Raw genomic sequence first — 17,045 nt, 5'->3', positions numbered from 1 at the left:
TTAAGTGAAGCTTAAACCTGCACATCGTAGCTTGTCCGCTTACACGCGTAGTTTTTGGTGGCTGCTCGTTGCGATGCTATCGTTCTCTATCGTCCTAGTTTTATATCTACGTTCGGAGAAAGAGCTGGATCTTGCGACCGAACAACGGATTGAGTCGTATATTCTCTCTGAGGAGTTACGACAATCTTCCGATGACCTGACCAATATGGCACGTAGTTACGTGGCCACAGGTGATATTCGGTACCAAGTTTATTATCAGCAAATTCTCGATATCCGCGATGGTAAGCGGCCGCGACCAGTAAAAAATAAAATCAATTATTGGGATCTTTCGTCAAATTTGAATTCAAAGGAAATCAGTACTGCTGTCACGCAATACCAAGGTGGTGTCGCTATAGCGTTGCTCGATTTAATGCGTCAATCTGGTTTTAACGACGAAGAATTTTCAAAATTGGCCGAGGCAAAAAATGATTCCGACGAGTTAACTGCTACAGAGCGTAATGCGATGTATCTGTATGCCGTGTCTGAGGAGCATTCTAAAGAGCGGGATTTCTCCAGACATATTCTGTATGACGCTGCTTACCAACACTCAAAGGTAGCGATTATGCACGCGATCGATGAAGTGCACCGATTAATGAATAAACGCACCGCCGATGCCCTTGCCGACTCACAGATGCGGAACACGCGTTTAAGAATTTGTTTTATCTTTTTTTGCCTGGTTTTTCTCGGTTTATTATGGCGTGCCCGACGCGCGCTTGCTGAGACTCTTGGCGCGCCCCTGGAAGACATTTATGCTTTGCTGGCAAATTTGGGGAGCGGAAACTTTGGCCAGGCGATTGAAGTTACTGCCGATCAAGAAGGAAACATTAAGGCCTCAATCGCGCTGACACAAAGTAAATTAGCAAAGGCCGAACTAAAACACTACGAAATAAACGAAAAAAACCGGCGTCTGACGGGTTTATATAACGCCCTCAGCCAATGTAACCAGGCAATCGTTCGTAGTCATTCTGAACAAGATTTATTTGAGAAGATCTGTCAGAACGCTGTCGTCTATGGCGGCATGAGAATGGCTTGGATAGCGCTTGTGAATGAAGAGACACTGGAAATTACACCGACAGCCTTCTATGGTGCCAACGGCCAGGAATATCTGGAAGGACTGAAAATTTCCAGACAGCCAGATCGTAATGGCCAGTTAGGACCGATTTCGACTGTTTTGATGAATGATAGTCCGATGTGGTGTCAGGACTTTTTGAATGATATTGTTGATTATCACTGGTTTGAATACAGTGCTAATTACGGCTGGCAATCGATGGCGATTTTGCCTTTACATAAAAACGGCAAAGCGATTGGCACCTTTAATTTATTTTTAGATCAGGTGAATGCCTTTGATGATGCTTCACGTCAATTACTCTTAGAAATGACGTTGGATGTCAGTCATGCGTTGACACGATTCGAGTTAGAAGAGTCGCGCGATCATTCTCGACGCGCCGATGCGTTGCGTAGCTACATGTTGGAAAAAATTACTAGTTCTTCGTCGCTGTCAGAGATATTGCGTGATGTTGTCCTTAAATTAGAATTGATTATGCCCGGCAGCATATGTTCGATTATGCTGGTGAGCGAAAATGGTCGCCATTTGCAATTGGGGGCAGCACCGCATTTACCAGATTTTTATTGTCAGGCGATTGATGGGCTTGAAATCGCTCCAGGCGTCGGCTCATGCGGAAATGCCATTGCTACCGGGGATCGAACGATCGCGGAAGACTTGTCGACACATCCTTTCTGGGCGCCTTATACAGCACTCACTGAACAAGCAGGATTGCGTGCCTGTTGGTCAGAACCCATTTTTTCGTCAGGCTCGACAATTTTAGGTGCGTTTGCTGTTTATCATAAAAATCCGGCTACGCCGCAGCCATTCCAAATTCAATTACTGGAAATGGCCGCACACTTTATTTCAATCGCGATTGAGCGTAAGAAGTCAGAAGGAACTTTACGTAAATTATCGCAGGCCGTTGAGCAGAGTTCTAACGCTATTATTATTACCAATCATCGGGTTCAGATTGAGTATGTGAATGCCGCATTCTTAAAAAGCAGCGATAAAACCCTTGAAGAAGTGATGGGTAAACGGCCAGACTTGCATCAGTCAAATCAATCTTCACGGTCTAGCTATAAAGCAATGTTGAGGTGTTTGCGAGACGGTAAGAGTTGGCACGCCGAACTCAAACATTTTGATCGTTCAAATATCGAACATACCGATTTTATCCAGGTTTCGCCGATCAGGGATGAGCTTGGAGAGATAAGCCATTTTCTATTTGTTCAGGAAGATATTACAGAGAAAAAACGCAATGAAGAACGCATCCAGTATCTGGCCCATTTTGATGCTTTGACGGGCGTTGCTAACCGGACTTTACTTGAAGAGCGGGCGCGCTTCGCGTTGGGTCGCTCAGCCCGATCTAAAGAACCAATATCTGTTGTATTTTTTGATATTGATCATTTCAAAGATATCAATGATTCTTTGGGGCATAGTTTTGGTGATGCTTTATTAGTGGAATTATCCAAACGTATGGTGGGCCGGCTCCGGGCCGAGGATACCATCGCGCGTCTTGGCGGCGATGAATTTGTGTTGTTGTTGCCTGGCATTGATGCCAATGGTACCGAGGTAGTGGTGCAGAAACTCATGCAACTGATTAAACAGATTTATCGCATTGGTGAAATTGAGCTCAACATTACGACGTCGATGGGTATTGCAGTATTTCCTGCTGATGGCACTGATTTAGAAACACTCTCCAAAAATGCCGATGCAGCGATGTATCGTGCGAAACGCGAGGGTCGTAATACCTATCGCTTTTTCACGCCAGAAATGCAAGCGCGCTCAGCACGGCATCTCGAGTTGGTGAATGCATTGCGCTATGCATTGGAACGCGATCAACTCTCGTTGCATTATCAGCCGCAAGTAGCTATCGAGAATGGTGGAGTGATTGGTATCGAAGCCTTGTTACGTTGGAATCATCCTGAGTTAGGCAGTATTTCTCCGAATGAATTTATTCCTGTGGCAGAAGAAACCGGGCAGATCTTACCTATTGGCGAATGGGTGATACGCACCGCTATGCGGCAACTGAAAGCGTGGCATGAACTAGGTTTTGATGATTTGCGTATGGCGGTCAATTTATCGGCAGTTCAATTCCGGCATGGAGATTTGCCGAATACGATTAACAGAATATTGATAGAGGCGAACATCGATGCCAAGTATCTTGAATTGGAGCTCACTGAAAGTGTCGCCACGCATGATCCAGAAGGCGCGATAAGCATTATGAACACGCTCTATGAACGTGGCGTTCGCATGTCTATTGATGACTTTGGTACTGGTTATTCTTCGCTGAGTTATTTGAAAAAATTCAAAGTATATAAATTGAAAATTGATCGTAGCTTTGTACGTGATATTCACACTGATCCAGAGGATAAAGCGATTGTCAGCGCGGTGATCGGCATGGCGAAAAGTCTGGGTTTAAGGACGATTGCTGAAGGTGTTGAAACGGCCGAGCAACTGGAATTTTTACGCCAACAAGGTTGCGTTGAAGTACAAGGGTATTACTTTTCTCGTCCATTGCCAGCGCCAGAGTTTGAACAATTTATGAATGCAAGGCAGCAAGTGCTGGCGTGATTCTTATAACGTTCGTCGCCAGCAGTGTCTGAAAAATTCTGATTCAAACTATAAAGTCCACGCTTAGAGTTGATTGACTGGAATTTTTAAATATGTCACACCATTATCTTCAGCGCGCGGAAACTGTCCGGCACGAATATTGACTTGTATCGCTGGGAGTAACAGTACCGGCATATCCAAGCCAGCATCGCGTTTTGACCGCATCGTGACAAATCCATCTTCTGTAATGCCATCATGAACGTGAATATTTTTCGCTTTTTGCTCGCCTACCGTGGTCAGTAAGAGAGGGGCGCGCCCGTCCGGCGGATAGTCATGGCACAAAAATAATCGGGTGTTTGTGGGCAATGCAAGTAATTTTTGTATAGAGGTGAAAAGCTGGTGCGCATCACCGCCTGGAAAATCACAGCGTGCCGTACCAACATCTGGCATAAACATGGTGTCACCGATAAATATGGCATCGGCGACGTCATCCGTGATTTGATAAGCCATGTCGGCCGGAGTATGACCCGGTAAAGAAATGGCTTTTGCCGTTAATTTTCCAATTGCGAAAATTTCATTGTCTTTAAATAGATGATCGAATTGCGAACCATCGGTCGCAAATTCAGCTTCCAGATGAAACAGTTTTTTGAATACCGCTTGTACTTGATCGATATGTTCACCAATCGCAATTTTTCCACCCATCTGTTGGCGTAAATAATGGGCGGCGGTCAGGTGATCCGCGTGTGCATGGGTTTCTAAAATCCATTCTAAGGACAGGCGTTTTTCTTTTAGAAATTCTAGTATTTGGTCGGCACTATGGGTATGCGTTCTACCTGATTTTGGGTCGTAGTCTAGTACCGGATCAATCACTGCGGCATGACCACCTTCCTCGTCGTACACAATGTGTGTCGCCGTACTGGTCAATGGGTCAAACAGACTTTGAATGCGTGGATTCATATTAAAATGATAATAAAATAGAAATGTAATCGCTTCTTTAAAAGCATAGTAGCAAACTTGCCTATAAGGATGACTACAAGGATGACTACAAGGATGACTACAAGGATGACTGCAAGGATGACTGCAAGGATGACTGCAAGGATGATCTCAAAAGACAAATTACGAGTATCATTATGCATTAAGTGAATAAGCTTATGTGATTTTTGTATAAGGGGCGAAAGTGTTGTCATTTGCACTCATTTTAATGATGCTGGCAGGAACCTTGGTAGGTCTGGTTATGGGCCTGACAGGCGCTGGCGGCGGTATTTTGGCCGTGCCAGCTTTGGTTTATAGCCAAGGATGGAGCATGCAACAAGCGATGCCTGTCGCTTTGCTAGCAGTCACAGTGGGTGCGATGATAGGTGCAATCGAGGGCTTTAGTAAAAATTTGGTGCGTTATCGGGCTGCGATGTTAATGGCCTTGGCGGGAAGTTTTCCGACCTGGCTTGGGGTCCGATTAGCGCAGCATTTATCACAACGTTGGTTAATGGCTTGTTTTGCCGGGGTGCTTTTGTTGGTCGCGTTGCGTCTTTACTGGCAGTTACGCATCCGTGCGTCTGATCAGGATGAGAAGCAGTGCATGGCGCAGGTGAATGCCGTGACAGGGCGGTTTGATTGGACAAGTAAGTCTATTACTGTCATTGCCAGTATAGGTAGCGTTGCTGGTTTAAGCTCTGGTTTGTTGGGTGTGGGTGGTGGTTTTATTATTGTTCCTATGCTGCGCCATTTCACCAATATCAGTATGCACGGTGCCATTGCGACATCTCTATTTGTGATCTCATTAGTTGGCACGATGGGCGTTAGCATGGCAGTCATCAACGGCGCCAGCTTGCCCTTGGTCTTTTCTGCCATTTTCGTGGCGACCACAGTAGCAGGAACGGTAGCCGCACGGAAAATAGCCAGTTATTTGCCTCCAGCCGCCGTGCAAATGGTTTTTATCTCGCTATTACTTGCGGTGGCCGCCAGCATGATTTATCGCATCGCGGCTTAATTCTCAACGACAAATGCGATCGTTAGTGACGAGCAATGAAAGTGAGTACATACCTGCTGCATTCTTTGATACATTCGTCGCGCCATTCGTCGCGCCATTCGTAGCGCGATTGATTGCGTCATTCAATGTGCAGCTTTCAACTTGTTCATGGAAGCGATCAGATCAGCAAAACGCTCACCCTGAATAATGATATGGCCGCGAAGTAGTTGGGCGGCTTGCTCACCGTCTCCCGCTAAAATTGCTGCGACGACCTGATCGTGTTCGTGAAACGACATTTTTACCCGGTCACGTACTCTCAATTGCAAACGCCGATAGGGGCGCAAACGCCGATGCAGATTCATGGCCTGCGTTGATAAAAATTCGTTGTGACTGCCCTGGTAAATCAATTTGTGAAACACTTCATTCTGATAAAAGTAATCATCTGTATCGTCGGTATTACTTGCCGCTTTGCAGGCTAGATGGGCGGCTTCTAAGTCTGACATTTCCGATTTGCTCATACGTCGTGCCGCCATTCGTCCGCACATGGCTTCAAATTCAGCCATTACTTCAAACATTTCGACTAATTGCTGTGGGCTGACTGTGGCAACTTGTGCCCCACGCCTTGGTCGCATATCAATGATCCCCATCGACGCCAGCTGAATGAGTGCCTCGCGGATGGGGGTGCGCGAAACGCCAAATTGGGTGGCAAGCTCGGTTTCGTCTAAATGATGGCCGGGTTGTAATTGTCCAACGGCGATCATTTCTTCGATTTCTTCACGCAAGCTCGTAGAGCGATTTTTCATTCTGTGATTCCTGGACGACTGTATATTAATGTGAAGCAGTATATATTATTGTTGACTTTGGATGCAAAATAAACGATCTTGTATACAAGAACAATTGGAAGTGTATAAATATAAAAGCAACTCAGCACCGATTTCAGCTTTTAGTCGGCTTTTTGTGACTGCAAGCGTAGATTGTGCTGAGAAACTGCGAGGCAACTCATCCCATATAAGCAGAGGAGCGTCATTGAACAGCTCCCGATTTAAGTTTTACGATCTTAAACTTAGGAGACAACATGTTTAAACCGACCCGCCCATCCGGCAAAGCCACACCTCAAAAAAATAGCAGAAGAACTGTATTGCAAGCCCTCAGCCTTGCACCGCTGGCGGCGTTGATGCCGGGTTCGGTGTGGGCTCAAAATCAAATTTTAAAAATTTCGCATCAATTTCCTGGTGGCACGATTGATACTGGCGATTTTCGCGATCGCATCTGCCGTCAATTTGCAGCCGAAGTAGAGAAACGCAGCAACGGCAGCCTGAAATTTGAAATCTATCCCGGTTCATCGTTGATGAAAACCAACGCGCAATTCTCTGCCATGCGCAAAGGCGCATTGGACTTATCGCTCGTTCCTTTATCGTATGCGGGGGGCGAGGTTCCAGAGGTGAATATTGGTCTCATGCCAGGACTAGTACCTTCGTACGAAGTTGGCGCGGCATGGAAAAATGCCGAAGTAGGTAAGGAATTAAGCCGCATTTTGCTGGAAAAAGGCATCGTCATCGTAAGTTGGATCTGGCAGGCTGGTGGCGTCGCGTCACGCACGAAGGCGGTACTTGATCCAGATGATGTTAAAGGTATGAAAATTCGTGGTGGTTCGCGCGAAGTCGATCTGGTCTTGAAAGCTGCTGGCGCCGCCGTGGTTTCTTTACCATCCAATGAAATCTACGCCGCCATGCAAACGGGCGCGATGGAAGCCGCGATGACGTCGTCCACGTCTTTGATTTCATTCCGCTTAGAAGAGGTTTCTAAATTCCTCACCAGCGGACGTGGTCAAAGTTACTGGTACATGCTAGAGCCATTAATGATGTCGAAAGCGAATTTCGATAAACTCACCAAAGAGCAACAAAATATCATCTTGAGCGTCGGTGCAGACATGGAAGCAATCGCGACCAAAGCAGCGAAACAAGATGACATCACCGTTGCCTCAGTCTACGAAAAGAAAGGCGCAAAAGTTGTCGATCTCAACGCTGCGACGGTCAAAAAATGGCAAACAATCGCAAGAGCTACCGCCTGGAAAGATTTTGCTGACCGCAATGAAAGTTGCGCAAAACTAATTAAGCTGGCGGAGAAATTACTATGAGCCACGGCTTCGAACCCGTGACGGCTCAATTGCCCGCGCTGCCGGAACAAAAATTCTTGCGTATGCTGGTGATCGCGATGAATTTTATTAACCGGCAGATTGTCAACATATCGATGGTGGGCATGTTTTTAACCACCTTAATACTGACCTATTCTGTCGTCAGTCGTTATCTTTTTAAAGTACCAACGGACTGGCAAGATGAGGCGTGTGTCTTCATGCTCATTGGCATTAGCTTTTTTTCAGCCGCCTATGTGCAGTCGTATCGCGGTCATATTGGTATTGAAGTCCTGTCCTCCATGTTGCCAGCCAAAATCAACGCGTTCCGGCTGATCATGGTGGATGTCATCAGCGCCGCATTTTGTAGTTTTTTTGCATGGAAGTCATGGACCCTGTTTCATGAAGCATGGACAGAGGGACAAACGACCTCGTCCACATTTGCCCCGCCACTTTGGATTCCATATTCAATGATGGCGTGCGGAATGACTTTATTATCGATTCAAATTATTCTGCAAGTGGCAAGCGCCTTACTGAATAAAACAGCAAAGACGGAGACGCCATGAGTCCATTAAGTTTAGGTGTGTTGTACGGCGTTGTTACCTTGATCGTCATGTTTTCAGGGATGCCGATTGCATTTGCGTTGGGCGTGGTCGCCAGTGCTTTTATGTACTTCTTTATGCCACCTGCCTCACTCGATACCATCACTCAAAATGTCTATGAAGAAATGGCGTCGATTACGTTGCTGTCGATTCCCTTATTTATTTTGAAGGGGGCGGCGATCGGGAAATCTTCTGCTGGTAAGGATTTGTATTCGGCAATTCACGCTTGGTTGCATAAAGTGCCCGGTGGCTTGGGAATTGCTAACGTCTTTGCTTGTGCGATGTTTGCCGCGATGGCTGGTTCGTCACCTGCAACTTGCTCCGCGATTGGCTCGGCAGGCATTCCTGAAATGCGTCGTCGCGGCTATTCTCCTGGTTTCGCCGCGGGGATTATTGCCGCTGGTGGCACGTTGGGCATTTTGCTGCCACCTTCGATCACCATGATTTTGTATGCAGTTGCGGCCGAACAATCTTTGGGACGGTTGTTCTTGGCGGGCGTGGGGCCAGGCGTATTGTTAGTGATTTTATTCGCGGGCTATGCGGTGTTTCGCGCACGCAAGGAATATGCTGCTGCCTATGATGCGTATCAAAAAGACGGCGTCCAATCGGCGTATCTTGAAAAAGAACATTTTACGCTAAAGCAAAAAGTTGAGATGCTGCCACGTGTACTACCTTTCGTGATCTTGCTGATCGGTGTCATGGTCGCGTTGTATGGTGGTTACGCGACACCTTCAGAAACAGCGGGTCTTGGCGCGTTGTTAGCGATGGGATTGATTGCGATTGTGTATGGTGTCTGGCGGCCACGTCAGATTGCACCGTTTATCTCAGCGACGATTAAAGAATCAACGATGCTGCTCTTTATTATCGGTATGTCGTTGCTGTATTCGTATGTCATGAGTTACCTCAATATTAGTCAGTCAGCCGCACAATGGGTCGTCGCACTGCATCTCAGTAAGTGGCTGCTACTGATGGTGATTTTGGCGATGGTGATTGTGTTTGGTTTTTTCTTGCCGCCAGTATCAATCATATTAATGATGTGCCCGATCATCTTGCCACCACTCAAAGAAGCCGGTTTCGATCTGATCTGGTTTGGCGTCGTCATGACGATTGTGATGGAAATGGGTCTGATTCACCCGCCCGTAGGATTAAATATTTTTGTGATTAAAAATATCGCACCGGACATTTCTTTGAAAGAAATCATCTGGGGTGTTTTACCATTTCTGGGTTTGATGTTGTTTGCCGTGATTTTGTTATGCGTGTTTCCGCAAATTGCGACAGCATTTCCGGATAGTTTAATGGGAGTGAAATAATGACCGCGACAGGTCGCTGGAACACTTTACAAAGCAATCGCCAACAACGTTTAGCGCGTGTGGCAGATGCTTTAGGAAGTGATTTACAAGGCAAACTCTTTCCGCAGCAGCGCATCAAAGACTTGCTGCATGCCGTGCTGGAAGTGGGGGATCGGGTTTGTATTGAAGGAAACAACCAAAAACAGGCAGATTTTTTGGCCAAGGCGATGACGCAACTTGATCCTCAGCGCGTCCATGGTTTGCATATGTTGCAGTCGGTATTGGCCTTACCGGAACATTTGGACGTGTTTGAAAAAGGGATTGCTTCCAAACTTGATTTTTCTTTTTCAGGCCCCCAATCAGGGCGTCTGGCGAAACTGGTCTCTGCCGGAAAGCTCAATATCGGTGCTATTCATACGTATCTGGAATTGTATGCGCGTTATTTCGTTGACTTAACGCCGCGCGTGGCACTGGTCGCGGCACAAGCGGCGGATCGGCATGGCAATTTGTACACCGGCCCCAATACCGAAGACACACCACCGATTGTCGAAGCAACTGCTTTTAAGTCAGGCATTGTGATTGCGCAGGTCAATGAGATCGTCGACGTATTACCGCGTATTGATATTCCGGCAGATTGGGTTGATTTTGTAGTGAAAGCACCGACGCCGCATTATATTGAGCCATTGTTTACACGTGATCCTGCGCTCATTTCAGAAATACAAATTTTGATGGCGATGATGGCGATCAAAGGTATTTACGCAGAATATGAAGTGAAGCGCTTAAATCATGGCATAGGATTTGATACTGCAGCGATTGAATTGTTGCTGCCAACCTATGCGGCGTCGCTAGGATTAAAAGGCAAGATTGCGAGTCACTGGGCATTGAATCCCCATCCCGCGCTCATTCCTGCAATTGAAGCAGGTTTTGTCACGTCGGTACATTCTTTTGGTTCAGAGCTCGGCATGGAGGATTATATTCGTGCCCGCTCAGACGTCTTCTTTGTCGGTGCCGATGGTTCGATGCGTAGTAATCGCGCCATGAGCCAGGCAGCAGGGCATTATGCCTGTGATATGTTTATTGGCTCGACGCTACAAATCGACTTACAGGGAAATTCATCGACGGCGACCCTGGGGCGTATCGCCGGATTTGGTGGCGCACCAAATATGGGCGCAGATGCCCGTGGTCGTCGTCATGCCAGTCCCGCCTGGTTGAAAGCAGGACGTGAAGCGCGTGATGGTAAATACGCCATGCCACGGGGACAAAAATTAGTTGTGCAGATGGTCGAGACTTTCCGTGAACACATGCAGCCAGCGTTCGTCGAAAATTTAGATGCGTGGCAATTGGCAGAACAAGCAAAAATGGAATTGCCGCCGGTCATGATTTATGGCGAGGACGTCAGTCATATTCTCACGGAAGAAGGCATCGCCAATCTCTTATTATGCCGTACCGATGAAGAGCGTGAACAAGCCATCCGCGGTGTGGCAGGGTATACGGCAGTCGGTTTGGGTAGAGACCACCGCATGGTTGAGAATCTACGTGATCGAGGTATTATCAAACGCCCTGAAGATCTGGGCATAGACAAGCGTCTCGCGACCCGTGATTTGCTCGCTGCAAAAAATATGAAAGATTTGGTACGTGCCTCTGAAGGCTTGTATCAGCCACCGAAACGCTTCAGAAACTGGTGAGGGCAGGTATGGAAACATTGGTATTCCGATTTGAAAATGGGCGCCGCAAATTGCAAAACCATGCGCAATTAGTGGGCGTTGTCAGCTCCGGCAATCTGGAGGTGTTAGTGAATCACGCCGATTTGCAATCCGCGTGTGAAATCGAAATTAATACCGCTGCGATCGGCTTTGGTGCGATTTGGGAAGCGGTGATGAACGATTTTCAGGCGCGTTGGCAATTGGCCGACGTCAGGATAGCGATTAATGATATGGGCGCGACACCAGCCGTTGTGAGCTTGCGTCTGGATCAGGCCATTGAAGCGAGTCTGGAATCTACAAAATGAATAGTTATATTGAAGCGACAGCACGCCAACGAATACATGCCGTTATCGAGAATTATTCGGAATTATTGCCGCCTGCAAAACAATGGACCAGTCCACATTTACCGCAACTCAATGCTGCCGTTTCGTTTGATGACGGCGTGATCATTGGTGTTGGTCAGTTGGCTGGGCAACGCGTCTTCGCCGCCGCCCAGGAAGGCGGATTTATGGGCGGTGCCGTTGGTGAAGTACACGGCGCTAAGCTGGTTGGCCTGATGCGCCGCGCAGTGATAGAAAAGCCCGCGGCTGTCATATTGCTGGCCGAATCGGGTGGCGTGCGCTTGCACGAAGCAAATGCGGGCCTGATTGCCGTGTCAGAAGTGATGCGCGCTGTGTTTTCAGTGCGTGCGGCAGGTATTCCGGTGATCGTCTTGAATGGCGGTAGTAATGGCTGTTTTGGTGGTATGGGCATTGTCGCCCGCTGCGCCAATCTGGTCATTATGTCCGAAGAGGCACGACTAGCCATGTCGGGGCCTGAAGTCATTGAGACGGCGAACGGGGTTGAAGAATTTGACTCCAAAGACCGCGCCTTAGTCTGGCGTACGACTGGCGGCAAACATCGTTATCTGATGGGCGATTGTCAGATGTTGATTGCTGACGATGTGGCTGAATTTAAGGCCGCAGCGATACAAGCAATAGACTTGTTTGCTGGCGTCAATGCGCGCTCTGCTGCGTTAGATTTGGTGGGGATGCAGCATGAACAGCAGATGCTGATGCAACGTATCGCTGACTGCGGGGAATACCGTGAACCAATGGAAATATGGAAAAAATTGGGGATTAGCGAACCCGAAAAAATTGCCATGCTCGATGCACCAGCTTTCCGGCAATTGGTCAGCACGCAATTGAAAGCGTTGGCGGCTGCTGTGTCGGTTGAAAATTTAGTCCACGATGCGGTTGAGAAAAATCATCAAACAGCATGGAAAGGTATTGCAGACCAGCTTTTCCCAACCGGTCATCAGATCACGGAATCACAGGATTTTTTATGTGGTACGGCACAGGTTAATGGTGTTGTGACCAGTATTATCGGTACGACCGGACATACTCCGATCGGTGTTGAAATTGCTTTGAAGCAGGCACAGGCGGTACTGAAAACGATCCATGAATTTCCGCAACGCCCGATTCTGTTGATGGTTGATACGCAGGGTCAACGCTTGCGCCATCGCGACGAGATGCTGGGTATTAATAGCTATATGGCGCATCTTGGGAAATGTCTGGAATTGGCACGACAATCGGGGCATAAAATTATCGCTTTGGTTTATGATCAGGCCTTATCCGGTGGGTTTATCACCAGCGGAATGATGGCGGATGCTTGTTACGCACTTCCAGAGGCAACCATACGGGTGATGGGCTTGCCTGCGATGGCCAGAATTACCAAGGTTGCAGATGAACGGCTCATGGAATTGGCAAAAGATAATCCCGTATTTGCACCAGGACCCCGCAATTTCGAACGTATGGGCGGCGTGCAGGCGATTTGGGAAGGCAATTTGGCAGCCCATCTGGAATCGGCTTTTGCTGACGCGAATCCTATCGACCAACGTATTGCCACCGGCGCAACACGCGGAGGACGTTGTATGGCACAAAGGGTAGTAGATGCCGTATTATCGGAGACTATATCGTAATTATCGTAATTATCGTAATTATCGTAATAGGGTTGGCGAGATGAAGGCAGTGTCAAATTGGATCAGGTAGAACACTTTCAGCGACATGATTTAGTGTGGCTTTCGCATCAGGCTTGGGCGAGCGTGTTCGCGCAACAAATGGCGCGTGTGCCTGATGAGTCAACTAGTTTGTTGATTCAGTCTTTACATCGTTGGCAACAAGAAGAATGGCCAGCCGTGGTGCGTCGTCGCGATGCCGATGCAGCCGATGACGAGGTCTGCATTGGTTTTGCCTTGGTGCCGGTGAATGGACGTAAGCCGCGAGTAGCAGCAAAAGTAAAGGTGCAAGATATACTCGAACACCAACCGAGCTTGTCACTCGCAACCGTGATCCCATTTGTTGCGCCAGATTGGCAAGCGACCTTGCGTACTTTTAATTCTGAAGGTAGTGCGGTTGGCGTACGCTGGCGCGTGTATGGTTCGCTGGTATTCCAATTTTTGACGGGTCAAAGTTATGTCAACGAAACGTCGGATATCGATGTCTTATTTCGCCCGCAAACCCAGCAGCATTTACTATACGGATTGACGTTACTGCGCCAATATCAGGGGCAAATTCCATTGGATGGTGAAGTGATTTTTCCGCAAGGACAAGCAGTGGCGTGGAAAGAGTGGCTGTTGTCTGACTCGGTACCCGAGCCGAGCAATAATCAGCGTTTGCTGGTGAAGGATAACCAACAGGTCAGGTTGGTCACTAAGCTCGAACTCATGCAAAGTTTAGCGGTGGTCTGATTATATGGCGACCATTATTTCTTCTGATTCTCATCATGTCGACCGACAGCGATCAAGTGTCCGTACGACAAAGCGGGTTGTAACAGCACCTCAAAAAAATACTGACGTCGCGGCACGTCTGATTGCCAAATTGGCGGTACGCAGTTTATATGCGGAACTTGTGTTGTATCCCAAGCCAGGTCTGGTTTCGCTACGAGACAATGGCAGCCATACCGACATGAACGCAATGACCTTTTTGCGTAGTCTTTTTTCTTTGCGCCATTACTTTCGCCACATGGTGTTAGCGGGTGTCAATGACGCAGATTTTCAGGTGCTGAAACAGAGTGGTATCGATGCTGAGAAACGGATGTTGCGAGCGACGAATGGTATCAATACACATCGTGGGGCAATTTTTTGCATAGGAATGTTATGTGCGGCGGTAGGGCGCTGTCTCGCACAGGATTTGCCGTTGAGTTCACACAATGTTCGTCTGGTATTAATCAACGTTTGGGGTGACGCTCTGCATACGCATAGTTCGGTCTTATTGGATGCGGCAGATCGGCTTGCATCAGACAAGGGAATCAGCCATGGCCTGCAGGTAGCGCAACACTATGCCGTGAGCGGTGCCCGAGAAGAGGCGGCGTTGGGTTTTCCGTCTGTCTTTGAGTTAGCTTTACCACGCTTGCTGCTCAGTCTGGCACAAGGTCGTTCACAGACGGAAGCAAAAATTGATAGTCTGTTTGCTTTGATGGCACAGATGCATGATACCAATTTATATTATCGCGGCGGTATTGCGGCAGCTGAATTTTCACAGCAAGCGGCAGCGCAATTTTTAACCGCTGGTGGCACGGCGCAAGCTGATTGGCTGGCGCAGGCGGAAACGTGTCATCAACAATTTGTTGAACGTCGGCTGTCGCCAGGTGGCGCTGCCGATTTATTGGCCGCGACCTGGTTTATCTATCAGCTTCAAGATACGAGCTTGCACCTCTCCCATGCGTAAATTTGCCTTGCTTTGTCCAGGCCAGGGTGGCCAAAACGAGCACCTGTTTTCATTCGCAAGAAATGATGAAACGGCGACCACGTTCATTGATCAGATCGAGATGCAACAGGGCTTTGGGCGGCCTTTACAGGAACTTCTGAACGCCCCGGATTTGATGTTCGATAACCAGTTTGCGCAACCCTTGATTACAGCAGCGACTTTGGCAAACTGGCTGGCATTACATTCGCATTTGCCCAAGCCAGAACTGATTGCAGGCTATAGCATTGGTGAAGTCGCTGCGCATGCCATCAGTGGTGAGATCAGTGCTGAACAAGCGGTGACGCTTGCGCGTTGCCGGGCACAGGCTATGCAAGCCTGCATTGATCCTGCTCGTGCGCAAGGCATGCTCGCAGTCACTGGGCTGCGGCTGGATGCTTTGCAGCGATGTTGTTTGGAGCATCGACTAGATCTTGCCATCATTACCGGTGAGACCAATGCGATTATTGCAGGCCTGCGGTCAGATGTAGACCGCGCTGAACAAGCCTTGCGCAGTCATCCATCGGGACAACTACACCTCTCCGTTCTGCCAGTGCATATTGCTTCTCATACGCCGTTGATGACGGCTGCCATCCCGTCATTGAGTGCCGCCTTAGATCAGCTCGCGTGGCAAGCGCCCGAAGTACCGGTAATTGCCGGTATCAATGCGATGAAAATGCTTGATAGCGTGAGCAGCAAACAGAGTTTACTTGCGCAGATGACGCAGACGATACGGTGGCACGAATGCATGGATGCGTATCATGAAGCCGGGATCAACGTAGTACTTGAGTTGGGGCCGGGCGCCGCTTTGTCGCGTATGCTGCAAGCCCGTCATCCGCATATCGCTTGCCGCTCCGTGGCGGATTTTCGTAGTCGCTCAGCGGCGGCAGAATGGGTGAACCGACAAATGCAGGCAGATTAGCGGCATTTGGTTCATCGTGCTGGTGATTGTCAGGGTAGCAGATGGCTCGATAGCTCGATACGGTTAAGGGTGAACGACTCGTCAATCAATTACTCAATTAATTATATTTTAGGACCTGCGCTTGCCGCATAGGAATTGTTGGGTTTCTAAGCTCCACGCTAACTCATGACGAGTTGCGAACACACAATATCTCAGGCTCATTGTGGTGTCAGATACCCGCGCAATAACATTCGGTTAAAGGCATTACGGCGCACAGTTTCTGGTTGGCCAGAAAAGTTGGTCTGCGTCTAATTTGCGTCTGATTTTCGTATAACTCACTAGAGTCACCAGCAAATATTGGCAACAATAAAGGCATGTCGCGTATTGCCTCATGCCCTTCAAAATATCTGGCTTCTTGAGATTATGGCTTTACATTGACGTGTAAACGTTTGTAACTGTGCAAGTATTCCAAATGATTCACGTGTTAGTCTCAATACGTCTAATCGATTGACACTTTTTAAACTAATCTAAAGGAGTGAAAAATGAAATTGTACCCACCATTATTCTAATTTTCTTGGTCCTCTGACCACATGACCGAAGAGTAGGTGATCAAAAAACTGCCATAAGTTGAAGTTTCTCAGTGACGTTTTATCGAGGTTACCGTCTATATCTCTTCTCATCGGTCTCTTAGATGCTACGAAAGTATTTATGGATTTAAGAAATACCCCAGTTGAGTTATATGATTAGTCAAAAAAATAGAATTTCTTGCGCTTTCCTTACTGCACAAGCGTGCAGCACATCAATTGCATTCTTTATGGAATGCGGCGTGTTGTTTACTCTCATAGCAATTGATAGTGAAAGCAGAATTTGGGGAAGTTTCTATTTGTTCCTCGTGCTCTGTGCACCTTATTGTCTCACTTCCCTATTATCGGTCCAATTGCTGGCTCGATTTAACGCAACAAAATTGATGCGCGAGTTCAATTTTGAAGTGCAAGCGTATTTTTGAAGAATACCTGATTGGGTGTAAGGTATCCTAATCTTTTTCTTGGTCGATTATTCAGTCTATTCATGGCGTGATCAATCTCCTGTTGTGTAAT

Annotated in this window: 13 protein-coding genes and 2 pseudogenes; 12 read left to right on the top strand and 3 right to left on the bottom strand. The window is 47.7% G+C overall.

Features of this window, described 5'->3' with window-relative positions:
• Window positions 1-4: 4 nt before the first annotated feature.
• A complete protein-coding gene (locus ACO0K1_RS14390) occupies window positions 5-3,655 on the top strand; it encodes a sensor domain-containing phosphodiesterase (RefSeq protein ID WP_423026890.1) in 3,651 nt (1,216 codons plus the stop codon).
• Between the two features lie 63 nt (window positions 3,656-3,718).
• Here ACO0K1_RS14390 and ACO0K1_RS14385 read toward each other — a convergent pair whose 3' ends face one another.
• A complete protein-coding gene (locus tag ACO0K1_RS14385; RefSeq protein WP_423026888.1) occupies window positions 3,719-4,591 on the bottom strand; it encodes an MBL fold metallo-hydrolase in 873 nt (290 codons plus the stop codon).
• A gap of 244 nt (window positions 4,592-4,835) precedes the next feature.
• Between ACO0K1_RS14385 and ACO0K1_RS14380 the strand changes: the two genes are divergently transcribed.
• Entirely contained in the window at window positions 4,836-5,621 is a 786-nt protein-coding gene (locus tag ACO0K1_RS14380; RefSeq protein ID WP_423026947.1) for a sulfite exporter TauE/SafE family protein, read from the top strand.
• A gap of 122 nt (window positions 5,622-5,743) precedes the next feature.
• On the opposite strand, the gene ACO0K1_RS14375 is transcribed toward ACO0K1_RS14380, so the two are convergent.
• Entirely contained in the window at window positions 5,744-6,403 is a 660-nt protein-coding gene (locus tag ACO0K1_RS14375) for a GntR family transcriptional regulator (RefSeq protein WP_423026886.1), read from the bottom strand.
• A gap of 272 nt (window positions 6,404-6,675) precedes the next feature.
• On the opposite strand from ACO0K1_RS14375, the gene dctP reads away from it, so the two are divergent.
• The 10 genes and pseudogenes from dctP (at window position 6,676) to ACO0K1_RS14325 (ending at window position 15,969) form a co-directional block, all read left to right on the top strand.
• Window positions 6,676-7,737, top strand: coding sequence for a TRAP transporter substrate-binding protein DctP (dctP, locus tag ACO0K1_RS14370; RefSeq protein ID WP_423026884.1), 1,062 nt, complete (start codon window positions 6,676-6,678; stop codon window positions 7,735-7,737).
• A complete protein-coding gene (locus tag ACO0K1_RS14365; RefSeq protein ID WP_423026882.1) occupies window positions 7,734-8,297 on the top strand; it encodes a TRAP transporter small permease in 564 nt (187 codons plus the stop codon). The genes dctP and ACO0K1_RS14365 overlap by 4 nt, the downstream gene beginning before the upstream one ends.
• Window positions 8,294-9,643 carry a TRAP transporter large permease gene (locus ACO0K1_RS14360; RefSeq protein ID WP_423026880.1) on the top strand — a complete coding sequence of 450 codons (1,350 nt, stop codon included), beginning with the start codon at window positions 8,294-8,296 and terminating at the stop codon, window positions 9,641-9,643. Before ACO0K1_RS14365 ends, ACO0K1_RS14360 begins: the two co-directional genes overlap by 4 nt.
• Window positions 9,643-11,307: a malonate decarboxylase subunit alpha gene (gene mdcA / locus ACO0K1_RS14355; RefSeq protein WP_423026878.1), complete on the top strand. Its 1,665-nt coding sequence runs from the start codon at window positions 9,643-9,645 to the stop codon at window positions 11,305-11,307. Before ACO0K1_RS14360 ends, mdcA begins: the two co-directional genes overlap by 1 nt.
• Window positions 11,308-11,315: 8 nt before the next feature.
• Window positions 11,316-11,630, top strand: coding sequence for a malonate decarboxylase acyl carrier protein (gene mdcC / locus ACO0K1_RS14350; protein ID WP_423026876.1), 315 nt, complete (start codon window positions 11,316-11,318; stop codon window positions 11,628-11,630).
• A pseudogene (locus ACO0K1_RS14345) lies at window positions 11,627-12,487 on the top strand (biotin-independent malonate decarboxylase subunit beta); the annotation flags it as partial. The gene mdcC and the pseudogene ACO0K1_RS14345, both read left to right, overlap by 4 nt.
• 105 nt (window positions 12,488-12,592) lie before the next feature.
• On the top strand, window positions 12,593-13,285 hold the full coding sequence (gene mdcE / locus ACO0K1_RS14340; RefSeq protein WP_423026945.1) for a biotin-independent malonate decarboxylase subunit gamma: 693 nt from the start codon (window positions 12,593-12,595) through the stop codon (window positions 13,283-13,285).
• Window positions 13,286-13,342: 57 nt separating this feature from the next.
• The gene (mdcG, locus tag ACO0K1_RS14335; RefSeq protein WP_423026874.1) at window positions 13,343-14,053 is read left to right on the top strand and encodes a malonate decarboxylase holo-[acyl-carrier-protein] synthase; all 711 of its coding nucleotides are present in this window, start codon (window positions 13,343-13,345) and stop codon (window positions 14,051-14,053) included.
• 4 nt (window positions 14,054-14,057) lie between these two features.
• On the top strand, window positions 14,058-15,032 hold the full coding sequence (gene mdcB / locus ACO0K1_RS14330; RefSeq protein ID WP_423026872.1) for a triphosphoribosyl-dephospho-CoA synthase MdcB: 975 nt from the start codon (window positions 14,058-14,060) through the stop codon (window positions 15,030-15,032).
• Complete coding sequence (locus ACO0K1_RS14325; protein WP_423026870.1) at window positions 15,025-15,969, top strand: ACP S-malonyltransferase; 945 nt, start codon at window positions 15,025-15,027, stop codon at window positions 15,967-15,969. The genes mdcB and ACO0K1_RS14325 overlap by 8 nt, the downstream gene beginning before the upstream one ends.
• A gap of 956 nt (window positions 15,970-16,925) precedes the next feature.
• Here ACO0K1_RS14325 and ACO0K1_RS14320 read toward each other — a convergent pair.
• Window positions 16,926-17,045 (bottom strand): annotated as a pseudogene (locus tag ACO0K1_RS14320) (IS30 family transposase); the annotation flags it as partial.

It is taken from the genome of Undibacterium sp. SXout20W (genome assembly GCF_049340285.1).
Taxonomy (GTDB): Bacteria; Pseudomonadota; Gammaproteobacteria; order Burkholderiales; family Burkholderiaceae_D; genus Undibacterium.
The sequence above is the reverse complement of the archived record's forward strand: the minus strand, read 5'-3'. Positions and strand labels throughout refer to the sequence as shown.

Bases quoted from the DNA above. Each gene is read 5' to 3' on its own strand.
- ACO0K1_RS14385 (WP_423026888.1), bottom strand. From the start codon at position 4,591: ATGAATCCACGCATTCAAAGTCTGTTTGACCCATTGACCAGTACGGCG.
- ACO0K1_RS14380 (WP_423026947.1), top strand. From the start codon at position 4,836: ATGATGCTGGCAGGAACCTTGGTAGGTCTGGTTATGGGCCTGACAGGC.
- ACO0K1_RS14375 (WP_423026886.1), bottom strand. From the start codon at position 6,403: ATGAAAAATCGCTCTACGAGCTTGCGTGAAGAAATCGAAGAAATGATC.
- dctP (WP_423026884.1), top strand. From the start codon at position 6,676: ATGTTTAAACCGACCCGCCCATCCGGCAAAGCCACACCTCAAAAAAAT.
- ACO0K1_RS14365 (WP_423026882.1), top strand. From the start codon at position 7,734: ATGAGCCACGGCTTCGAACCCGTGACGGCTCAATTGCCCGCGCTGCCG.
- ACO0K1_RS14360 (WP_423026880.1), top strand. From the start codon at position 8,294: ATGAGTCCATTAAGTTTAGGTGTGTTGTACGGCGTTGTTACCTTGATC.
- mdcA (WP_423026878.1), top strand. From the start codon at position 9,643: ATGACCGCGACAGGTCGCTGGAACACTTTACAAAGCAATCGCCAACAA.
- mdcC (WP_423026876.1), top strand. From the start codon at position 11,316: ATGGAAACATTGGTATTCCGATTTGAAAATGGGCGCCGCAAATTGCAA.
- mdcB (WP_423026872.1), top strand. From the start codon at position 14,058: ATGGCGACCATTATTTCTTCTGATTCTCATCATGTCGACCGACAGCGA.
- ACO0K1_RS14325 (WP_423026870.1), top strand. From the start codon at position 15,025: ATGCGTAAATTTGCCTTGCTTTGTCCAGGCCAGGGTGGCCAAAACGAG.